Here is a 19,272-nt window from a genome sequence, read left to right on the forward strand (position 1 = left end):
TTGCCATCGAAAGGAGAACACCATGAAACATCCCGTTGCCGCACTGCTGTTCGCCGCCCTGCCCTTTCACGCCAGCCTGGCCCAGGAGCACGGTGTCCACGCAACCCCTGCCGCCACTGGCGGCGTGAAGGTCACGCAGGTGTACGACCACAAGATTCCCGGCATGCCGAACAAGAGCCTGAAAGGTGTGCTGGTGGAATACGCGCCGGGCGCCGCCAATCCCGCCCACACGCATGCGAAGTCGGCGCTGATCTATGCCACCGTGCTGGAAGGCGCCGTGCTGAACCAGCTGAACGGCGGGCCGGTGCGCACTTTCACGAAAGGCCAGAACTTCACGGAGCAGCCTGGTGATCGCCACGACGTGAGCGCCAATGCCAGCAAGACGGAACCGGCGAAGCTGCTGGCGGTGTTCGTGGTGGATTCGGACGACAAGGCACTGACGACGCCGATCGCCGCCGGCAGGTAGGCCGGGCCGGCGCCAGGTCAGCCGATGCCATGGATGAACGCGGCAATCTCGGCCAGCGCGAACGTGCACACGCAATCGCTGCGCCCGCCCGGCTCCTCGAGCGGCGCGGGCGGCAGGCGCTTGACGGCCGTGGGAATGCCGGCGGCGATCAGCCGGGCGCCGTATTGTTCCGCTTCGTCGCGCAGCGGGTCGTCGTCGGCCGACAGGATCAGTGCCGGCGGCAGGTTCTTCAGCCGCGACGATTGCAGCGGCGACGCATACGGGTGCGTGCGGTCGGCCGCGTTGGGCAGGTAGGCGCGGTAGCCTTCCGCGCAGGTGCGCGCCACTTCGTCCACGACCGTGGCCTTGTCCACGCACGACGGCATGGTGCGCATCGAGCACGTGGTGAGGCCCGGGTCGAGCATCGGCATGATCAGCACCTGGCCGGCCAGCGCGGGGCCGCCACGGTCGCGCGCCACGAGCGAGGCCACGGCGGCCAGGTTGGCGCCCGCCTCGATGCCCGCCACGATCAGCCGCTTGCCGCTCCACGCCAGCTTCGCCTTGTGCTTCTTCGACCACAGCAGCACGGCGTGGGCATCCTCGACCGCGGCGGGGAACGGCTTTTCGCATGCCAGCGTGTAGCCCGCGGCCAGCGCGACCTGGCTCGGGTCGGCGGCCACGAGCTGGCGCAGGAACTCGTCGGCCTCGCTGATCGAACCGCCCATGAAGCCGCCGCCGTGGAAGAACACGACCAGTGTGTCGCGCTTGCCCGTGGTGGGACCGGCCAGGTGCAGGCGGGCCGGTAATGGGCCGGTGGCGCCGGATACCTCCACGTCGCGGGAGACGACAGTTGTTTCGCTTGCTGATCCATCATTCATCTCGATGTTTCCTTCGTATGCATGCGTATCGATCGCTTGAACCGGTAGCTGTTGGCAACCAGACACCGGTGTCCGGCACCTTTTTCTACCCCGGTTTTTTGCTTGCGCCGCCGGTCTGCTTGCCAAAAACCGGGGTCAGTCCCCTGGATCACGGCCGGTAACCCAGATAGCGTCAACGACTGGCGGGGACAGACCCCAGCTGCTCAGCCGCAAACCTTATTGCCAGCCGCCGCCAAGAACCTTGTACAACGTCACCTGATTGCTCGCCTTCGCCAGCCGCGCGCTGATGTAGGTCTGCTGCGCGGCATACAAGTTCCGCTGCGACACGAGCGCGTTCAGGTAAGACTCGGCGCCCTTGCGGTACCGCTGCTCGTGGATCCGGTAGCTCTTGCCGGAAGCTTCCACGAGCGCGGCCTGCGAGGCCACGCGTTCATCGAGCGTGCCGCGCTGGGCCAGCGCGTCCGATACTTCGCGGAACGCCGACTGGATCGCCTTTTCATACTGCGCCACGGCGATGTCGCGGTTCGTTGTCGCCAGGTCCAGGTTGGCCTGGTTGCGGCCGCCCGAGAAGATCGGCAGCGCCAGTTGCGGGATGAACGACCATGTGCCGGCGCCCGCCTTGAAGAGGTTCGACAGGTCGCCGCTGGCGGCGCCGGCCGATGCAGTCAGCGAGATGCTCGGGAAGAACGCGGCCCGGGCCACGCCGATGTTGGCGTTCTGCGCCTGCAGCGTGCGCTCGGCGTTCATCACGTCCGGCCGACGCGCGAGCACTTCGGATGGCACGCCTTCCGGCAAGTCGGCCAGTTGCGTGACCGGTTGCAGCGTATCCCGCGGCAGCAGTTCGGCCGGCACCGGAGCACCGGCCAGCAGCGCCAGCGCGTTGCGGTCCGCCGCCACTTGGGCGGTGTAGACCGCCACGTCGCTGCGGGCCGTTTCGACGCTGGTCTGCGCTTCGTACATGTCCAGGCCCGACGTGGCACCCGCCTCGAAGCGGCGTTGCGACAGTTCGAGCGTGGTCTGCTGGCTCTTCAGCGTGTCCTGCGCCAGACGCAGGCGTTCCTGGTCCGCCGCCAGGGTGAGCCAGGCATTGGCCACTTCGGCCACCAGGCTGATCTGCTGCGAGCGGCGCGCCTCCTCGGTGCCCAGGTATTGCTGCAGGGCCGCTTCGGACAGGTTTTTTACGCGCCCGAAGAAATCCAGCTCGAAGGCCGGAATGCCCAGGCCCGCCGAGTACTGGCGCGTGATATAGCCATCGCCGGTGGCGGACTGGTTGTCCGCCACGCGCTGCGCCGTCTGGCCCACGCTGGCGTTCAGGCCCGGCACGCGGTCGGCGCGCCGGATACCATACTGGGCGCGAGCGGCCTCGATGTTCAGGATCGACACGCGCAGGTCGCGGTTGTTCGCCAGCGCCAGTTCGACGAGCTTTTCCAGCTGTTCGTCGGCGATGAAGTCGCGCCACGCGATGTCGTGCGCGGCATTCGCCTCGCCGGGGCGTTTCGCGGGCTGGTAGGCATCGCCTTTCGGCCATGCCTGCGCCACGGGCGCCGCGGGGCGCTCATACACGGGGGCCAGGCTGCAGCCGGACAGCACCGCCACCGCGGCCAGGGTCAATAAGGTCTTGTTCATGTCAATTCACTTCTTTCACGATCGTACCGGTGGCGGGCTGTTCTTTCGAAGAGAACATGCTGCGCACCAGCACGAAGAACACAGGCACGAAGAAAATGCCGAGGAACGTGGCGGTCAGCATGCCGCCCAGCACGCCGATACCGATGGCGTTCTGGCTGCCGGAGCCGGCGCCGCTGGAAATCGCCAGCGGCAGCACGCCCAGGCCAAAGGCGATCGACGTCATCAGGATCGGCCGCAAGCGCATCTTGACGGCTTCCAGCGTTGCCTCGCGCAGGTCGCGGCCCGATTCCTGCAGTTCCTTCGCGAATTCCACGATCAGGATCGCGTTCTTCGCCGCCAGGCCGACAACCGTCAGCAGGCCGACCTGGAAGTACACGTCGTTCGCCAGGCCGAAGCCCCACGTGGCGATCACGGTGCCGATGATGCCCAGCGGGATCACCAGCAGCACGGAGAACGGCACCGACCAGCTTTCATACAGCGCGGCCAGGCACAGGAACACGATCAGGATCGAGATCGTGTACAGCATCGGCGTCTGCGCGCCGGAGTCGCGTTCCTCGATCGACAGGCCGGTCCACTCGTAGCCCACGCCCGGCGGCAGCTGGGCGATCATCTTTTCCATCTCGGCCATCGCCACGCCCGAACTCACGCCCGGCGCGGGGCTACCCTGGATGTTCATCGACGACACGCCGTTGTAGCGTTCCAGGCGCGGCGACGCGTAGATCCACTCCCCGCTGGCGAACGCGGTGAACGGCACCATCTCGCCGGCGTTGTTGCGCACGAACCACTTGTCCAGGTCTTCCGGCAGCATGCGCGATTCGGCCGTGCCCTGGATATACACCTTCTTCACGCGGCCGCGGTCGACGAAGTCGTTCACGTACGACGAGCCCCAGCCCACGGACAGCACGCGGTTCACGTCCGCCACCGTCAGGCCCAGCGCGCTGGCCTTCTGGTGGTCGATGGTGATCTTGTACTGCGGCGTATCTTCCTGTCCGTTCGGCCGCACACCCACCACGTTCGGATTTTGCGCGGCCATGCCGAGCAGCTGGTCGCGGGCATTCATCAGGGCCTTGTGGCCGATGCCGCCGGTATCGGTCAGGTGCAGGTCGAAGCCGCCGGCATTGCCCAGTTCCATCACGGCCGGCGGTGCGAACGTAAACACCATCGCATCGCGCAGTTGCAGCAGCGCGCCCATCGCGCGGCCGGCCACGGCCGCACCGGTGTTCTCGTCGCCCGGGCGCTCGGCCCAGTCCTTCAGCTTCACGAACGCCATGCCGTTGTTCTGGCCATTGCCGCCGAACGAGAAACCCGCCACGGAAAACACGGAGTCCACGTTGTTCTTTTCGTTGACGAGAAAGTGCTTTTCCACTTCCTGGATCGTTTTCAGCGTGCGCTCCTGCGTGGCGCCGGACGGCAGCTGCACCTGCGTGAACAGCACGCCCTGGTCTTCTTCCGGCAGGAACGACGTGGGCAGGCGCATGAACACCACCGCCAGCACGGCCAGCAGCACCGCATACAGCAGCATCGACGGCGCGCGGCGGCGGATCATCGTGGCCACCACGCCCTGGTATTTGTTCGTGCTCTTTTCGAACGTGCGGTTGAACCAGCCGAAGAAGCCGCGGTTGGTCAGATGGTGGCCCTTCTCCACCGGCTTCAGGAACGTGGCGCACAGCGCCGGCGTGAAGATCATCGCCACCAGCACCGACAGCACCATCGACGACACGATCGTGATCGAGAACTGGCGGTAGATCACGCCCGTGGAACCGCCGAAGAACGCCATCGGCACGAACACGGCGGACAGCACCAGCGCGATGCCGACCAGTGCGCCGGTGATCTGGCCCATCGATTTCTTCGTTGCCTCCTTCGGCGACAGGCCCTCCTCCGTCATCACGCGCTCGACGTTTTCCACGACCACGATCGCATCGTCGACCAGCAGGCCGATGGCGAGGACCATGGCGAACATCGTCAGCGTGTTGATGGAATAACCCAGCGCCGACAGCACGGCGAAGGTACCCAGCAGCACGACGGGCACGGCCATCGTCGGGATCAGCGTGGCGCGGAAATTCTGCAGGAACAGGTACATGACGAGGAACACCAGCACCACGGCTTCCACCAGCGTCTTGACCACTTCCTCGATCGACAGCTTGACGAACGGCGTGGTGTCGAACGCCACCACGGCCTTCATCCCCTGCGGGAACAGCTTGCCCATTTCCTCGACCCTGGCCTTGACTGCCTCGGCGGTATCGAGCGCGTTCGCGCCGGTGGCCAGCTTGATCGCCAGGCCGGCGGCCGGCTTGCCGTTAAAGCGCACCACGCTGTTGTAGTTCTCGCTGCCCAGTTCCATCTTCGCCACGTCGCGCAGGTGCACGGTGGCGCCGCTGGCCTGCGTCTTCAACAGGATCGCGCCGAACTGTTCGGCCGTCTGCAGGCGGCTTTGCGCCGTGATGGTGGCGTTCAGCTGCTGGCCCCGCACGGAAGGCGCGCCGCCCAGCTCACCGGCCGACACTTCGGCGTTCTGCGCCTGCACGGCCGCGATCACGTCGCTCGGGGTCAGCTGGTAGCTGGTCAGCCTTGCCGGATCGAGCCAGATGCGCATCGCATACTGCGAGCCGAAGTGCGTGATCTCGCCCACGCCCTGCACCCGCGACAGCGGTTCGAGCACGCTCGAGGCCACGTAGTCGTCGATGTCGGCATTGTTCATGCTGCCGTTCTCGGACACGAAGCCCAGCACCAGCAGGAAGTTTACGGTGGCCTTCGAGACGACGAGGCCCTGCTGCGTGACTTCCGCCGGCAGCAGCGGCGTGGCCAGCTGCAGCTTGTTCTGCACCTGCACCTGGGCGATGTCGGGATCGGTACCGTTCGTGAACGTCAGCGTGATGCTGACGGCGCCCGTGGTATCGGAATTCGACGACATGTAGCGCAGGCCGTCGATCCCCTTCATCTTCTGTTCGATGACCTGGGTGACGGCGTCTTCGACGGTTTTCGCGGACGCGCCCGGATAGGCACCGGAAATCTGGATCGTCGGCGGTGCGATGCTGGGATACTGCGCGATCGGCAACCCGCGGATCGCGAGCACGCCGCCCAGCATGATGACGATGGCGATCACCCATGCGAAGATGGGGCGATCGATGAAAAATCTTGCCATTGAATGGACTCCTGCTTGCTTAGTGGGCCGCGGCGGCCGGCTTGGCGGCGGCGGTGCTGGCCGCGGCCGGGGTGGCTGCCGCCACGACAGCGGGTGCGCCCGGCTTCACCTTCTGGATGCCTTCGACGATCACGCGGTCGCCGGCGGCCAGGCCCGATTTCACGAGCCACTTGTCGCCGCTGGTGCCGGTGGTGGCGATCACGCGCTGCTCGACGATGCCCTGCCGGTTCAGCACCAGCGCCGTGGCTTCGCCCTTCTGGTTACGGGTCACGCCCTGCTGCGGCACGGCGATCGCCTGCTCGTTCACGCCGTTTTCAACGATGGCGCGCAGGAACATGCCCGGCAGCAGGTCATGCTTCGGGTTCGGGAACAGCGCGCGCAACGTGACGTTGCCGGTGCCCGGGTCCACGGCCACGTCGGCGAATTGCAGCTTGCCTTCCTGCGCGTAGGTGGAACCGTCGGCCAGCTTCAGCGTGACCTTGCCGGCGGATTTCGTCACGCCGCCGCTGTCCAGCGATTTCTTCAGGCGCAGCAGTTCTTCGCTGGATTGCGTGACGTCGACATAGATCGGGTCGAGCTGCTGCACCGTGGTCATGGCGGTTTCCTGGCTGGCCGTCACCAGCGCGCCCGCAGTCACGTTCGAGCGGCCGATGCGGCCCGAGATCGGCGCTTCCACCGTCGTATAGCCGACGTTGATCCGTGCGCTCTGCAACTGCGCCTTCGCGGATTCCACGTCGGCACGGGCCTGCGCCTCGGCGGCCACCGCGTCATCGTAATCCTGGCGGCTCACGCCTTCGATCTCCACCAGCTCCTTGTAGCGCTTCACTTTCGGGCCGGCCGTCAGCAGGTTCGCCTCGGCACGGGTCAGCGCCGCCTTGGCCGCGCTGAACGTGGCCTGGTAGGTGGCTGCGTCGATCTGGTACAGCGGCGTGCCGGCCTTGACGTCGGCGCCTTCCGTAAACAGGCGCTTCTTGACGATACCCGCCACCTGCGGGCGCACTTCGGCAATCTGGAAGGCGGACGTGCGGCCCGGCAGTTCGGTCACCACGGCCAGCGCCTGCGGCTGCACCGTGTACACAGCCACCTGCGGCGGCGGCATCTTGCCGCCCGGCGCGCCGGCCTGCTGCTTGTCGGAGTCGCACCCGGCGGTCAGTGCCGCCGCGCCTGCGAGGAAAAGGATGCCGGCAATGGCGGGCCGGCGATGCGAAGTTGGGTTCATGGTTGGACTCGTTCTGGACAGTATTGGGTGGAATTATTAGCGACTACTCACTCATTTATTCGGTAAATTTTTTTGGGACTTCAATCTTGGTTCGGAAGGAAGATGCGCGCATGAGCCTTGAAACCGCTCAGCTTGTACTCGGCCGCGCGCTCGGGCTCGCTCGCTGCGAAACGGAGCGTGGCATCGGCGATGGCGATGAACATGGCGTCGCCAAAGGCGGGATTCAGGTGTTCGAACAGTTCGCTCTTCATGCTGGCTTCGACCAGGCCGACGTCCGGAAACAGTGACATTTCCGTTTCCCGCGTTTCCGCGGTGAGGATATCGGTCACCGTCAGCTGGTTGATGGCCTTGATCCACGTGGGATGCGCGAGGCCCCAGTCGATGTAGGCATTCCACTGCCCTTCCGCGCGCTGCATCAGCGGCTGGTCGAGAGCGAGCGCTTCGCCAAGTGCTTCGCACATGTGCCGGAACAGGTACAGGTACAGCTCGTTGAACAGCGCTTCCTTGTTCGGGAAATACCGGAACAGCGTGCCTTCGGCCACGCCGGCCATCGTCGAGATCATGGCCGTGGGCGCACCGACGCCGCGCTGGGCAACGGCTTCGGCGGCGGCGTGCAGCAGGTGGAGGCGTTTTTCTTCGCTCTTGGGGCGGGCCATGATCGGATGGGTGGGGGAAATTAATGAGTGAGCACTCATTATAGTTAAATCTGTGCCGCATTGCAACCACGATCCTGCCGGACGACTATTGCCTTGCGGGCAATGCCTCGATTTCGGCCGGGGCCGCCGGGTCCAACGCCATGGGACGAGGCGCCTCCATGCAGGACAAGGCAAGCGCCGCCTCCCCTTCCGCCGCCGCGTAATATCCGATCTTTTGCTGCAGGATGCCGGCAGCGTTGCGCATGGCATCGATCTCCGCGAGAACCTCCGCAAGGTGCGCTTCGAGCATGCCGCGGCGCTCCGCCATGGTGGCATCGCCGGCCGCCCGCAACCTGGCGAACTTCTGCATCTTGCTGATCGGCATGCGCGTGGTGCGCAGGCGCAGCAGGAATTCGATCCAGGCCAGGTCGGCCGCCGCGTAGCGCCGCTGGCCGCCGCCGGCGCGGCCGACCGGCGCGATCAGGCCGATGCGCTCGTAGTAGCGCAGCGTATGCGCCGTGAGGCCCGTGCGCCGGGCGACTTCGTCGATGCTCAGGTGTGGTTCCATGTGCGCTCGCTGAAAGGGATGAAGGCTGCCACCCCGCTACTGTAGGGGCAGCGAAGCCGCGGCACAAGCGTCAGCGGGCGGGCGCCACCGGCTGCGCCGCCTCCATGGCCGTCGTGCGCACGCCCTTTTTCTCGAACACTTCCCTGGCCGCGGCAATGCCGTTCAGCGCGCTGGGAAAGCCGGCATAAACCGCCATCTGCATGATGATTTCCACGATTTCATCGGGCTTGCACCCCACGTTCAGCGCACCTTCGACATGCACCTTCAACTGCGGTTGGGCATTGCCGAGGGCGGTCAAGGCCGCCACGGTGGCAAGTTCGCGCGTGCACAGCGCCACGCCGGGGCGCGAGAACACATCGCCATAGGCGAAGTCCACGATCCAGTCCCCCAGTTCCGGCGACGTGCGCCGGATCGATTCCACGACCGTGCGGCCCTCCGCGCCGGTAATCCTCGCCAGCGCCGCTTCGCCACGCGCCCGCCTCCCATCGTTGTCCGCTGGCGAGGCCGATGGCGCGGCCAGTGCGCCTGCCACGAGTAAGCTTGCCGAAATCGCCGATGTCTTGCTTGCCATTGCCATTCCCCTTGAGTGCCGTGATTAACCGCGCCGCCGGGCGCGGGTGCATGGGTTCATGCATGGGCACAGGCTAGAGCTTCGAGTGCGCTCGAAGTCAAGGGGTATTCATCACGCGCATGGCAGGCCCGCCAGGCCTTGGCGCTTACATCACCGCATCCCCCACATCGAGCCCCACGGTCCTGGTGAGCTTGATCGCGACGCCGCGGCGCTTTCCGCGTTGGTGCTCCCGTAGAGGATAACAGCGAGCCGCCGCAGCGGTTGACGGTGCGAGATGGCAACCGCCTGGTGCCGATGGATCCGGACGGGGTTTGTCTATCCGCGCTGAAAGGCGTGGCTGGCAGTGCCGTGAATTGCGGAGTGACGCCTGCCACGGGAAACCGATCGGCACAGTGGCACACGCCAGCGTGGCAGACCTGGACCGCGCACTTGCTGCTGCCGAGCAGGGCTTCGAGGCTGTACAAGGCGCCCGAAGAAACCCCGGCATCGCCCGCGGCACTGCTGCAGTACTTCGTGGATGCTGGTCTGCCGCCCGGCGTGGTCGGCCTGGTGTTCGGCAACCCGCCTGAAATTTCGGCTATCGGATTCCGCATCCGGTGATCCCAAAGGTAACGTCCACCGGTTCCACCCCGGCCGGCAAGCAACTGGCCGCCCTCGCGGGTGCGTACACGAAGCGCGCCATGATGGAGCTGGGCGGCCATGCGCCGGTCATCATTGCCGAGGATGCGGAGGTGGAACTCGCATAACTCGTCTCGATTACAAGGGCATGCCATGGCCGACGGCGAAGCGCGAGATGGGTATCCACGAATCGGCTTGTTGTCTAATGCTGCATGGTGAAGAACCGGATGCCTGCCTGCGAGCCGTGTATCTGACCATGAAGGAAGCAGCGAAGCGACAGCTTTCGGGCGGGCGGCCGCCCTGCCCTGTATCGACTTGCCGGAAGTGTTGGTTGACTAGAGCGATTGAAGTTGGTCGGGAAGGAAAGCTGGAAGTCGTTGTTTCAAAGGGACCTCACGACGCTCCGAAAGTTGATCGGACCGTATCCGATCAGGACGAGCCCTCGTAGTGTTACCGATAAAGTTGGTCGGAGCAACGGCCGATTACGCCCCAAAACGGACCTAGAAACATTCGAGCGACACCGCCGAGTCTCGTTGGCCCTGACGAAGGGAGTGCTAATCTTCGGCCGTCCCTGCCTGGGCGCTGACAGGCCACATGTGCGCATGAGTTCCTGACTGTCGGCCGGCGTTCCGTTACAGGCAGAAGAACGCTGCTCCCATGATGTTGGCAGCTTGGCATTGACGCCCCGTTCTAGTCCGCCCGTCAAGGAGCCGGATGGCGCGGGAGATTCATAGTGAAGGCACAGCCAGTGCGAGGGAAGTTCTCGACAGTGAGCAAGCCGCCATCTTGAGTAATACTCTGGCGGGCAATTGACAGCCCCAGGCCAAGCCCGGAGCGATCGTCTCCGCTCTGACAAAACGGCGAGAATATTTTTTCGGCATCGCCGGCTGGCAAGCCACCGCAGTGATCCCGCACTACTATCAGGATCCGGTCGCCGGCCTCTTTCGCCGTTAACGTCACCGTTGTGCCTGCTTGCGTGAATTTGAGCGCGTTGTGCAGCAGGTTGGCCAGCGCAGCAAGCAGCAATTCGCGATTCCCTTGCACTCCCAGCGTTTCATCGACCGGCGGCACGAGAAGAGGACAACCGCGTGCATTGGCGTCAAGCTGCGCCGATTCGCGTGCATCATGGATGAATACGGCGAGCGAAAAGATATCCTTCTGCCCCCCCACCACGCCGTTGGCACGTACGTCATCGAGCGACAGCGTAATCAGGCGCGCCATGGCCGTATGGCTCCGCTTGAGCACAGCGCCAGTGGCGCCCGTAACGGATAGCTGCCCGCTTTCCATTGCTGCGACGGCCATGGTTGCGACGCTGAGCGAATTGCGCAGCTCGTGCATCAGAAACCCGAGACGCTGGTTCGTATCGACCAACTGACGTTCGGCCAAGGACACATCACGCTGCAAGTTAAACTCAGTTACCGCACTGGCGATTGCATTGTCAAGGCACCGGTTGAGCGTGCGGAATTCGTTGACGGAAAACGGCGCATCGCGTTCGACCGCCATGTCCGTGATGGCCTGACAGAGATCACCGTAGTCATGTACGACTTGATCGACGCTGTAGCCCAATGCCAGCAGAGCCGAACCATGGGCGGCAGCGCTTACGCCCATTTCGGATACATCCTTGTCTTCGCCGCCGGATGCCCCCGAAATGACCATCCCGGCGGCCGAGCCACTTTGCTCTTCAGCTTTAAGAGTTCTGACCAACTGGCTTAGAAACATCGGAATGCCATTGCGTAGCTGTAGTTCGGAAGCGTGTCGATTTGGACGCTTAGCGACCTTGTCTACACAGCGCTTAACGAGGTCGTCCGCGTTATTGGAGAGAAAATCGTACAGCATGGTGGGCCCCTTGTACGAGATGCGAACAGCCATTGTCCGCATGGATGGCGGCTTGTCAGAGCCTAAGCCAACCCATTGTAGTCCAGACAAGCTTCTAGATCGTCGCATCTCGGAAATAAGCCCGAGGATGTGCATGCATCCTTACGGACCCGGCCCCTCCCTATGGGAGCAGTATCTTATGGCTCATCCTTCCTGCCTCTAGCCCAAGGGGTTGTCAGATATGCAAGCACAACTAGCGATCCGCTCGCGGCTGATCGTCTTTCCTTTTGCCATTGGCTCTATTGGACGTCCGAGCCTGAGGCGCTAAAGATCCGTGACGAGCGCTCCAATCGGTTTCGCTAGCTGACCGGTTCCGCCCCATAGCAGACCTTGTCACGTTCCGCGATTGATCTTCCAAGGTACGCCGAACCTATCGATCACAATGGCATAGCGGGAAGACCAGAAAGTCTGCTGCGGCGCCAGGATCACCTGCCCACTGGTCTGTAGCGCACTGAAATAAGAATCGACCTTTTCTTCCGAATCGACACCGAGCAAAATATAGAAGCCCATTGGTCTTTTGTAATTATGTGTTTCAACATCGGCACCGGCCAGCTCAACCCCATCGATACAGATATTTGCATGAACAATGTGACGTCCCGGACGCGTCGTCGATGCTGGGATCGGTGAATCTGAGATCTTGAGCAGCGTACCAATCCTCCCTCCGAGGCACTCTGCATAGAAGTTGAATGCCTCTTCGCAGTCGCCGTTGTAGTCAATGTGAAATGACAAGCTCATCGTCTATTGCGCTTTCGTTGTGGTCCTGCTGTGATTGGGAAATTCGTCAGCGGAGGTCCGCTGAACTCGGCCGTTCGCTGCAGCAGGGAAGTCCGTCCAACCGGAAAAGTCACAGACTGTCACGACCGGCAGATCCCGACCCAAAGCGGACGCTGCCGATCATGGCGTTCACAAGAAAAACGGTCTCGGTGACGTGTTATCCGTCGACCGTAACATAGGACGGCTCACCATTTTCTACGCAGCATGTGAACTGATGCCCTGCACTATCCGTCAAGCAATCGAAAGACAAGTCCCAAACGTTTCGGGGATTCCCGGCAAGGGGAATCGACAGACCTACGAATGCAAAAGCAGTCTTCCAATGAGAAGGGAACGATTCCCCTGTCCATTTTTCATATTCTTTGATGAGTAGTTTGCTGGCGAATGCAAAGGCAGCATCAGGATCATCGGTAAAGCGTCGGTAAAAGTCAATTTGATCGAGCGTCGGCTCCTCATCGCCCTGTGTATCAATGATTACGGTGAACGGCCTGTCCCAAACGACAGTTTCGATTTCCCAATACGGTCCTGACTTCGTCTCCATGAGCAATGCCGTGCCGAACAATGGATGCTCAATGCGTTTTGGGTGAGCGCCGAAGGAAAATCGTTTCAAAAAGTTTAGGTTTATATTTCCTCGCGAGGAATGACCGCTGGTGGCCGAAAGCGCCCTGTCACATCGCTAAAGTGTACTTGGTTGTTGCCTCCAGGACAAGCTAGTGGTCTTGTCAGGCGCTCCAAGTGATTACAATAGTCCGTACGATTTGCCGGAGCAGGCGAGTTTGTAGAGAGCCTTAGACGCATGGCGGTCGAGTCGTGCCCTGTTATTGGAAACGGGTGCGCCAGCAGAGGGCGCGCCTTTGCGAGCCAGCGGACTGCTTTCAGCTCGTTGCGGTGCACTATTTCGCTTGAAGGATTCACAGCTGTTCAACTCTGTCGGTGCTGCATTGCAATGCACGTGCCGGAAATTGACTGTCTCGTTTGATGGATATCGATACCTGGCGAGCCATCGTCAGAAGGCCCGCCATCGCTGGACGCAGGGTCCCGGTTACATTACCACATCCCCCACATTGAGCTCCACGATCCCGGTCAGCTTGATCGCGAACTCCGCCGCGCTGTCCGCGTTGGTGTTCCCGTACAGGACACCACTGGTAAAACGCAGCTGTCCCGCCGCGGTGAAGGCGGCGGCGCTGGCGATGAAGCCGGTGAACGTGTCGTTGACTGACGTGGCCGTGTTGGCGTCCAGCGTGGCGAGGTCGATCTTGTCGGTCCCGCGCACGAAGTCGGCGATCACGTCCCACGTGCCGGCCGTGGTGCCCGAATCGGCCAGGGCGTTGATGTCGAAGACGTCCATACCCGCCCCGCCGGTCAGCAGGTCGGCGCCGCCGGCGCCGGCGATGACGTTGCCGGCGCCATTGCCTGTGATCGTGTTGGCCTGGGTGTTGCCGGTGCCGTTGATCGCGGCGTTGCCGAGCAGCGTGAGAGTTTCCACGTTCGCTTCGAGCACGAAGCTGGCGGTGCTGTACACCGTGTCGTTGCCGCCACCGGTGAACTCGATCGCCCTGTCGGCACTGCTCTCGACGAGGTAGAGATCATTGCCCGCGCCGCCGGCCAGGTAGTCGGTGTGGGCGCCGCCGTCGAGGGTATCGTCGCCGTCATCGCCGTACAGCATGTCGTTGTCCGCGCCGCCTTCGAGCTTGTCGTTGCCGGCGGCGCCGTACAGCGTGTCCTCGCCACCCTGGCCAGACAGCACGTCGGCCGTTGCGTAACCATGGCGCACGTCGTTTTCCGCCGTCGCGGCCATGACCTTCGTCTTCACGTCCGCCACGCTCCACAGGGTGTTGTCGGCGAACCTGATGAACTCGACCTGGTAGCCGCCCGCGCCGTCACCGCTGAAGTAGCTGGCAACGCGCAGTTCGTCGGCGGTGCCGTTGATCTTCACCACGAGGGCCGTGCCATCGCGCAGAAGGGTCACGTTCGTCGCCACGATACCAGCGCCGAGCTGGATCACATCGACCTTGCCCGCCGTGGCGTCGTAGGCGCTGATCGTGTCCTTGCCCGCACCCAGGCCGAACAGATAGGTATCGTTGCCCGTGCCGCCGTCCAGGGCGTCGTCGCCCGTGCCGCCATCGAGGACATCGTTGCCGGCGTAGCCGTACAGCGAGTCCCGGTCCGCGCCGCCATTGAGGTTGTCGGTGCCGATACCGCCGTCGAGCCGGTCGTCGTGGGCGCCGCCCGACAGGGTATCGTCGCCGTCTTCGCCGTACAGGTAGTCGGCGTCCGTGCCGCCATCGAGCCTGTCGTTGCCGGCGGCGCCGTACAGCGTGTCGGCGCCACCCAGGCCGGACAGCACGTCGGCCGCCGCATAGCCGTGGCGCACGTCGTTCTCCGCGGTGGCGGCCTGCACTTTCGTTTTCACCGTGCCCACGTCCCAGATGGTGCCGTCGGCGAACTTCACCTGCTCGACCTGGTAGCCGCCCGCGCCGTCGCCATTGAAGTAGCTTGCAATGCGCAGCTCGTCGCCGGTGCCGACGATCTTCAGCACGAGGGTCGAACCATCGCGCGTGGCCGTCACGTTGGCCGCCGTGATGCCGGCGCCCAGCACGATCGCATCCACCTTGCCCGCGGTCCCGTCATACGCGCTGATCGTATCCTTGCCCGATCCCACGCCGAACAGGTACGTGTCGTTGCCCGCGCCGCCGTCCAGGTAATCGTCGCTGGCGCCGCCGTCGAGCTGGTCGTTGCCCGCATGGCCATACAGCGTATCGCGGTCGGCCCCGCCCTGCAGCGTGTCGTTGCCGTTGCCGCCATCGAGCCGGTCGTCGTGGGCGCCGCCCGCCAGGCTGTCGTCGCCATCCTCGCCATACAGGGTGTCGCCATCCGTGCCGCCATCGAGCCTGTCGTTGCCGGCGGCGCCGTACAGCGTGTCCGCGCCACCCAGGCCGGACAGCACGTCGGCCGTCGCATAGCCGTAGCGCACGTCGCTCTCGGCCGTGGCGGCGATGACCTTCGTCTTCACCGTGGCCACGTCCCAGCTGGTGCCGTCGGCAAACCTGATCTGTTCGACCTGGTAGCCGCCCGCGGCGTCGCCCGTGAAATAGTTGGTGACGCGCAGCTCGTCGGCGGTGCCGTGGATCTTCAGCACGAGGGTCCAGCCATCGCGCGTGGCCGTCACGTTGGCGGCCGTGATGCCGGCGCCCAGCACGATCGCATCGACCTTGCCCGCCGTGGTGTCGTAGGCGCTGATCGTATCGCGGCCCGAGCCGATGCCGAACAGGTAGGTGTCGCTGCCCGCGCCGCCATCCATGTGGTCGTTGCCCCCGCCGCCATCGAGGCGGTCGCCGCCCGCGTAGCCATACAGCGAGTCGTTGCCGGCGCCGCCCGCGAGGGTATCGGCCAGCGCCGTGCCCGTGAGCGTTTTCGGCGGCACGACGGCCGGGGTGGTGAGCTTGGTCTTGACCGTGGCCACGTTCCACACGGTGCCGTCGGCAAACTGGATCGTTTCGACGGCCGACGCCGTGGTGGCTTCGCTGGTGAAGTAGCCCTGGATGGTCAGCTGGTCGTCCGTGCCGTTGATCTTGAGGACCAGGTCGCTGGACGAGCGCAGCAGCGTGACCCCGGCCGGAGTGACGCCGGTGCCGAGCAGTACCTTGTCGGCATCGGTGCCCAGCGCATCGCTGTCGTAGTTATAGACGGTATCCTGGCCGCTGCCCTTGCCGAACGTGTAGACGTCGGCGCCGGTGCCGCCAGCCAGGTAATCCTTTCCCGCGCCGCCGTCGAACAGGTCCGCGCCCGCGTCGCCATGCAGGTCGTCGTCGCCGCTGCCGCCCGCCAGCGCATCGTTGCCGGCGCCGCCCCAGGCGCGGTCGTTCCCCGCGTCGCCCGCCAGGCTGTCGTTGCCTTCGTCGCCATACAGCGTGTCGGCGCCCGTGCCCCCCGCGACCGTGTCGTTGCCGCCGGAACCCTGCACGGTATCGTTGCCGTCCTGGCCGGACAGGCTGTCCGCGCTGCCATAGCCGACGATCGCGTCATGGCCCGCTGTGCCCGCCGCGACCTTGCTCTTGACGGTTGCCACGTTCCATATGGTGCCGTCGGCGAACTGGATCGTTTCCAGCGCGGAGGCGGTGGTGCCGTCCGTGGTGAAGTAACCCTGGATCGTCAGCTGATCGCCCGTGCCGTCGATCTTCAGGACCAGGTCGCTGGACGAACGCAGCACCGTCACGCCGGCCGCGGTGATGCCCGCGGCCAGCAGCACCTTGTCGGCATTCGTGCCCAGGGCATCGCTGTCGTAGTTGTAGATGGTGTCGTGGCCGCTGCCCTTGCCGAACTGGTATACGTCGGCTCCGGCACCGCCGGTGAGGTAATCCTTGGCCGCGCCGCCGTCGAGCCAGTCCGCGCCGGCGTCGCCGTACAGTTCGTCGTCGCCTGCGCCGCCGGACACGGCATCGTTGCCGGCGCCACCATGGGCGCGATCGTTGCCCGCCTCGCCGGCCACCGTGTCGTTGCCGTCGTCGCCATACAGCACATCGGCCCCCGTGCCGCCCAGCACGGTGTCATTGCCGCCCTGGCCCTGCACGGTGTCGTTGCCGTCCAGGCCCGCGAGGCTGTCGGCGGCGGCATAACCGGTGATGGCGTCATAGCCGGCCGAGCCGGCCAGTACCCTGGCCTTCACCGCCGCCACGTCCCACGTGGTGCCGTCAGCGAACTCGAGCGTTTCGACCGCCGACGCGGTGGTGCCGTCGCCCGTGAAATAGCCCTGGATCGTCAGCTGGTCGCCCGTGCCGTTGAGCTTGAGTACCAGGTCATTGTAGGAGCGCACCAGTGTGACGCCGGCAGGGGCGATGCCGGCGGCCAGCAGCACCTTGTCGGCATTCGCCCCCACTGCATCGCTGTCGTAGTTGTAGACGGTATCCTGGCCGCCGCCCTTGCCGAACAGGTAGACGTCCGCCCCTGCCGCGCCCGCCAGGTAATCCTTGCCGGCGCCGCCATCGAGCCGGTCGGCACCAGCTTCACCGTACAGTTCGTCGTCGCCCGTGCCGCCGGCCAGTGCGTCGTCACCCGTGCCGCCGTAGACGCGGTCGTTGCCCGCATCGCCGCCGACGCTGTCGTTGTCGTTGTCGCCGTACACGATGTCGGCGCCCGTGCCGCCCAGGACCGTATCGTTGCCGCCCTGGCCCCGGATGGTGTCATTGCCGTCCAGGCCGGACAGGCTGTCGGCGGTGGCGTAGCCGCCGATCGAGTCGTGGCCGGCCGTGCCGGCCACGGTCATTGCCGCGTTCAATGTGGCGCTGGAATTGGCGGACGTACTATTTGAGGCCATTGCTGCATCTCCTGAATGATGTGGTGTCGGATAAGGCCGGGGTTATTGCCGATACGGGTAATAAACCTGGCCGGTTTGCGGCTGATAACCTCGAATGAAACCAGCGCCCCGATTCATGCGCGCGCACCGCACGGCAACCACATTGCATTTCGTCGCCGCATCACGTATCCGGATCACGTCATCGAATTACATTACCGGATACGTCATTCGTTATCAGCGTGGTCGCCCTCGCCAGCCTCTGGCAGAGTGCGCATACCGTCGAGAACCGGATTTAATCCGATACAGTCCAGACCGTCAACGAAGGATGCCGTATTAATAATATTTCAATACAAATTGAAAGAGTTGGCGACAAATTGAGACATTTGACGGGAATAACCTGACAAATAGGATTTATTCAATTGGCGGTCATTGAAAAGGTGGCCAGAGTAATGGTCGGCGCGTTGCAGAATGCAGATCGTCAAGCCGTGCAATGCCGATGCGGTGAAGACAACCGCATCACGCCTGTCGCATTCCTGTCCGAGCTACGCTCCAGGGTCTTGCCGATCTCGCAAAATTGTATACAATCCTTGTATGCGATCTGTTCGCACGACCGCGTGGACCGGCTGGCGCCTGCTTGCCCGTACCACGCCATCGGCCCGCGGCCCGGCCTCCCACACGGGGCAAGGCGATGCGGCGCGATGATGGGTGGCCATCGCCACTTTCCCGGCTCGCTCCTCCTCTGTTCGAAGCATCCCTGGCGACCTGTGCGCGCCAAGGGCCGCTGTCGCGCCCGGGCGGGCGAACGTCAAGCAGGCATCAACTCATTGAACAGGGTGTCCATGGAATCGAAAGTCAAGTTGGTGGTAGCGGCATTGGCGGCATTGACCGTCACGACAAGCGCGGGGGCGGCCGACAAGGGCGCTCACTGGGAATACGAGGGCAAGGCGGGCGCCGCGCACTGGGGCGAACTGGCCCCCGATTTTGCCGCCTGCCGGCAAGGCAAGGCGCAATCGCCGATCGATATCCGTGCTTCCAAGGCGGGCACGGTGGCGCCGATCAGTTTCGACTACCGCGCGAGCAGCGCCGATATCGTCAATAACGGCCACACGGTGCAGATCGACCTGGCCGATGGCGGCGCGATCGACGTCGGCGGCACGTCCTACCGGCTGGTGCAGTTCCACTTCCACACGCCGAGCGAGGAAGCGTTCAACGGCCGGCGTTATCCCCTGGTAGCCCACCTGGTCCACAAGAGCGACGCGGGCGAGCTGGCCGTGGTGGCCGTGCTGTTCAAGAAGGGCCGGGAGAATGCCGCGCTGGCCCCCGTGTTCGCCGGCCTGCCGGCGACGGCGGGCGAAAAACATACGACCGACGACGACTTCGATCCCGCCTCCCTGCTGCCCGAGCAGCGCAGCTACTACGGCTACACCGGTTCGTTGACGACGCCGCCGTGCAGCGAAGGCGTGCGCTGGCATATCCTGAAGCAGCCGGTGGAAGTCTCGCCCGCGCAGCTCGCGGCGTTTCGCAAGCTGTACCGCATGAATGCGCGGCCCGTGCAGCCGCTGAACGGGCGCGTGGTGGGCGTCGCTCCCTGAGTAAATGCCTGCCCGGCGCCATGCCGGGCAGGCTGCTGG

At 64.3% G+C, this 19,272-nt stretch carries 13 protein-coding genes and 1 pseudogene; 3 read left to right on the forward strand and 11 right to left on the reverse strand.

The window, feature by feature from the left end; all coding sequences use genetic code 11:
• The first annotated feature begins 22 nt into the window (after positions 1-22).
• On the forward strand, positions 23-466 hold the full coding sequence (locus EWM63_RS03535) for a cupin domain-containing protein (RefSeq protein WP_130185307.1): 444 nt from the start codon (positions 23-25) through the stop codon (positions 464-466).
• A 17-nt stretch (positions 467-483) separates the two neighbouring features.
• Here EWM63_RS03535 and EWM63_RS03540 read toward each other — a convergent pair whose 3' ends face one another.
• The 7 genes from EWM63_RS03540 to EWM63_RS03570 form a co-directional block, all read right to left on the reverse strand.
• Positions 484-1,323, reverse strand: a complete 840-nt coding sequence (locus tag EWM63_RS03540) for an alpha/beta hydrolase (RefSeq protein WP_130185308.1) — start codon at positions 1,321-1,323, stop codon at positions 484-486.
• Positions 1,324-1,539: 216 nt separating this feature from the next.
• A complete protein-coding gene (locus EWM63_RS03545; RefSeq protein ID WP_130185309.1) occupies positions 1,540-2,949 on the reverse strand; it encodes an efflux transporter outer membrane subunit in 1,410 nt (469 codons plus the stop codon).
• Position 2,950: 1 nt separating this feature from the next.
• Positions 2,951-6,091 (reverse strand): efflux RND transporter permease subunit, encoded by a 3,141-nt coding sequence (locus tag EWM63_RS03550; RefSeq protein ID WP_130185310.1) that lies wholly within the window; start codon positions 6,089-6,091, stop codon positions 2,951-2,953.
• 19 nt (positions 6,092-6,110) lie between these two features.
• Entirely contained in the window at positions 6,111-7,310 is a 1,200-nt protein-coding gene (locus EWM63_RS03555) for an efflux RND transporter periplasmic adaptor subunit (RefSeq protein ID WP_130185311.1), read from the reverse strand.
• 80 nt (positions 7,311-7,390) lie between these two features.
• Positions 7,391-7,966: a TetR/AcrR family transcriptional regulator gene (locus tag EWM63_RS03560; RefSeq protein ID WP_130185312.1), complete on the reverse strand. Its 576-nt coding sequence runs from the start codon at positions 7,964-7,966 to the stop codon at positions 7,391-7,393.
• Between the two features lie 85 nt (positions 7,967-8,051).
• Positions 8,052-8,513, reverse strand: coding sequence for a MerR family transcriptional regulator (locus EWM63_RS03565; protein WP_130185313.1), 462 nt, complete (start codon positions 8,511-8,513; stop codon positions 8,052-8,054).
• A gap of 70 nt (positions 8,514-8,583) precedes the next feature.
• Positions 8,584-9,084, reverse strand: a complete 501-nt coding sequence (locus EWM63_RS03570) for a carboxymuconolactone decarboxylase family protein (protein WP_130185314.1) — start codon at positions 9,082-9,084, stop codon at positions 8,584-8,586.
• Positions 9,085-9,534: 450 nt separating this feature from the next.
• On the opposite strand from EWM63_RS03570, the pseudogene EWM63_RS03575 reads away from it, so the two are divergent.
• Positions 9,535-9,827: pseudogene (locus EWM63_RS03575) on the forward strand (aldehyde dehydrogenase family protein); the annotation flags it as partial.
• A gap of 577 nt (positions 9,828-10,404) precedes the next feature.
• On the opposite strand, the gene EWM63_RS03580 reads toward EWM63_RS03575, so the two are convergent.
• The 4 genes from EWM63_RS03580 to EWM63_RS03595 all read right to left on the reverse strand — a co-directional run bounded on the left by EWM63_RS03580 (position 10,405) and on the right by EWM63_RS03595 (position 17,662).
• Positions 10,405-11,538, reverse strand: a complete 1,134-nt coding sequence (locus EWM63_RS03580) for a sensor histidine kinase (protein WP_207221237.1) — start codon at positions 11,536-11,538, stop codon at positions 10,405-10,407.
• A gap of 372 nt (positions 11,539-11,910) precedes the next feature.
• Positions 11,911-12,312, reverse strand: coding sequence for a VOC family protein (locus tag EWM63_RS03585; protein WP_130185315.1), 402 nt, complete (start codon positions 12,310-12,312; stop codon positions 11,911-11,913).
• A gap of 196 nt (positions 12,313-12,508) precedes the next feature.
• Positions 12,509-12,958: a hypothetical protein gene (locus EWM63_RS03590; protein WP_130185316.1), complete on the reverse strand. Its 450-nt coding sequence runs from the start codon at positions 12,956-12,958 to the stop codon at positions 12,509-12,511.
• A gap of 432 nt (positions 12,959-13,390) precedes the next feature.
• Complete coding sequence (locus EWM63_RS03595) at positions 13,391-17,662, reverse strand: beta strand repeat-containing protein (protein ID WP_130185317.1); 4,272 nt, start codon at positions 17,660-17,662, stop codon at positions 13,391-13,393.
• 818 nt (positions 17,663-18,480) lie between these two features.
• On the opposite strand from EWM63_RS03595, the gene EWM63_RS03600 reads away from it, so the two are divergent.
• Positions 18,481-19,233: a carbonic anhydrase gene (locus EWM63_RS03600; RefSeq protein WP_130185318.1), complete on the forward strand. Its 753-nt coding sequence runs from the start codon at positions 18,481-18,483 to the stop codon at positions 19,231-19,233.
• Positions 19,234-19,272: the final 39 nt, after the last annotated feature.

It is taken from the genome of Pseudoduganella lutea, assembly GCF_004209755.1.
GTDB classification, from domain to species: Bacteria; Pseudomonadota; Gammaproteobacteria; order Burkholderiales; family Burkholderiaceae_D; genus Rugamonas; species Rugamonas lutea.

Coding starts and splice junctions, on each gene's coding strand:
- EWM63_RS03535 (WP_130185307.1), top strand. CDS start 23: ATGAAACATCCCGTTGCCGCACTGCTGTTCGCCGCCCTGCCCTTTCAC.
- EWM63_RS03540 (WP_130185308.1), bottom strand. CDS start 1,323: ATGAATGATGGATCAGCAAGCGAAACAACTGTCGTCTCCCGCGACGTG.
- EWM63_RS03545 (WP_130185309.1), bottom strand. CDS start 2,949: ATGAACAAGACCTTATTGACCCTGGCCGCGGTGGCGGTGCTGTCCGGC.
- EWM63_RS03550 (WP_130185310.1), bottom strand. CDS start 6,091: ATGGCAAGATTTTTCATCGATCGCCCCATCTTCGCATGGGTGATCGCC.
- EWM63_RS03555 (WP_130185311.1), bottom strand. CDS start 7,310: ATGAACCCAACTTCGCATCGCCGGCCCGCCATTGCCGGCATCCTTTTC.
- EWM63_RS03560 (WP_130185312.1), bottom strand. CDS start 7,966: ATGGCCCGCCCCAAGAGCGAAGAAAAACGCCTCCACCTGCTGCACGCC.
- EWM63_RS03565 (WP_130185313.1), bottom strand. CDS start 8,513: ATGGAACCACACCTGAGCATCGACGAAGTCGCCCGGCGCACGGGCCTC.
- EWM63_RS03570 (WP_130185314.1), bottom strand. CDS start 9,084: ATGGCAAGCAAGACATCGGCGATTTCGGCAAGCTTACTCGTGGCAGGC.
- EWM63_RS03580 (WP_207221237.1), bottom strand. CDS start 11,538: ATGCTGTACGATTTTCTCTCCAATAACGCGGACGACCTCGTTAAGCGC.
- EWM63_RS03585 (WP_130185315.1), bottom strand. CDS start 12,312: ATGAGCTTGTCATTTCACATTGACTACAACGGCGACTGCGAAGAGGCA.
- EWM63_RS03595 (WP_130185317.1), bottom strand. CDS start 17,662: ATGGCCTCAAATAGTACGTCCGCCAATTCCAGCGCCACATTGAACGCG.
- EWM63_RS03600 (WP_130185318.1), top strand. CDS start 18,481: ATGGAATCGAAAGTCAAGTTGGTGGTAGCGGCATTGGCGGCATTGACC.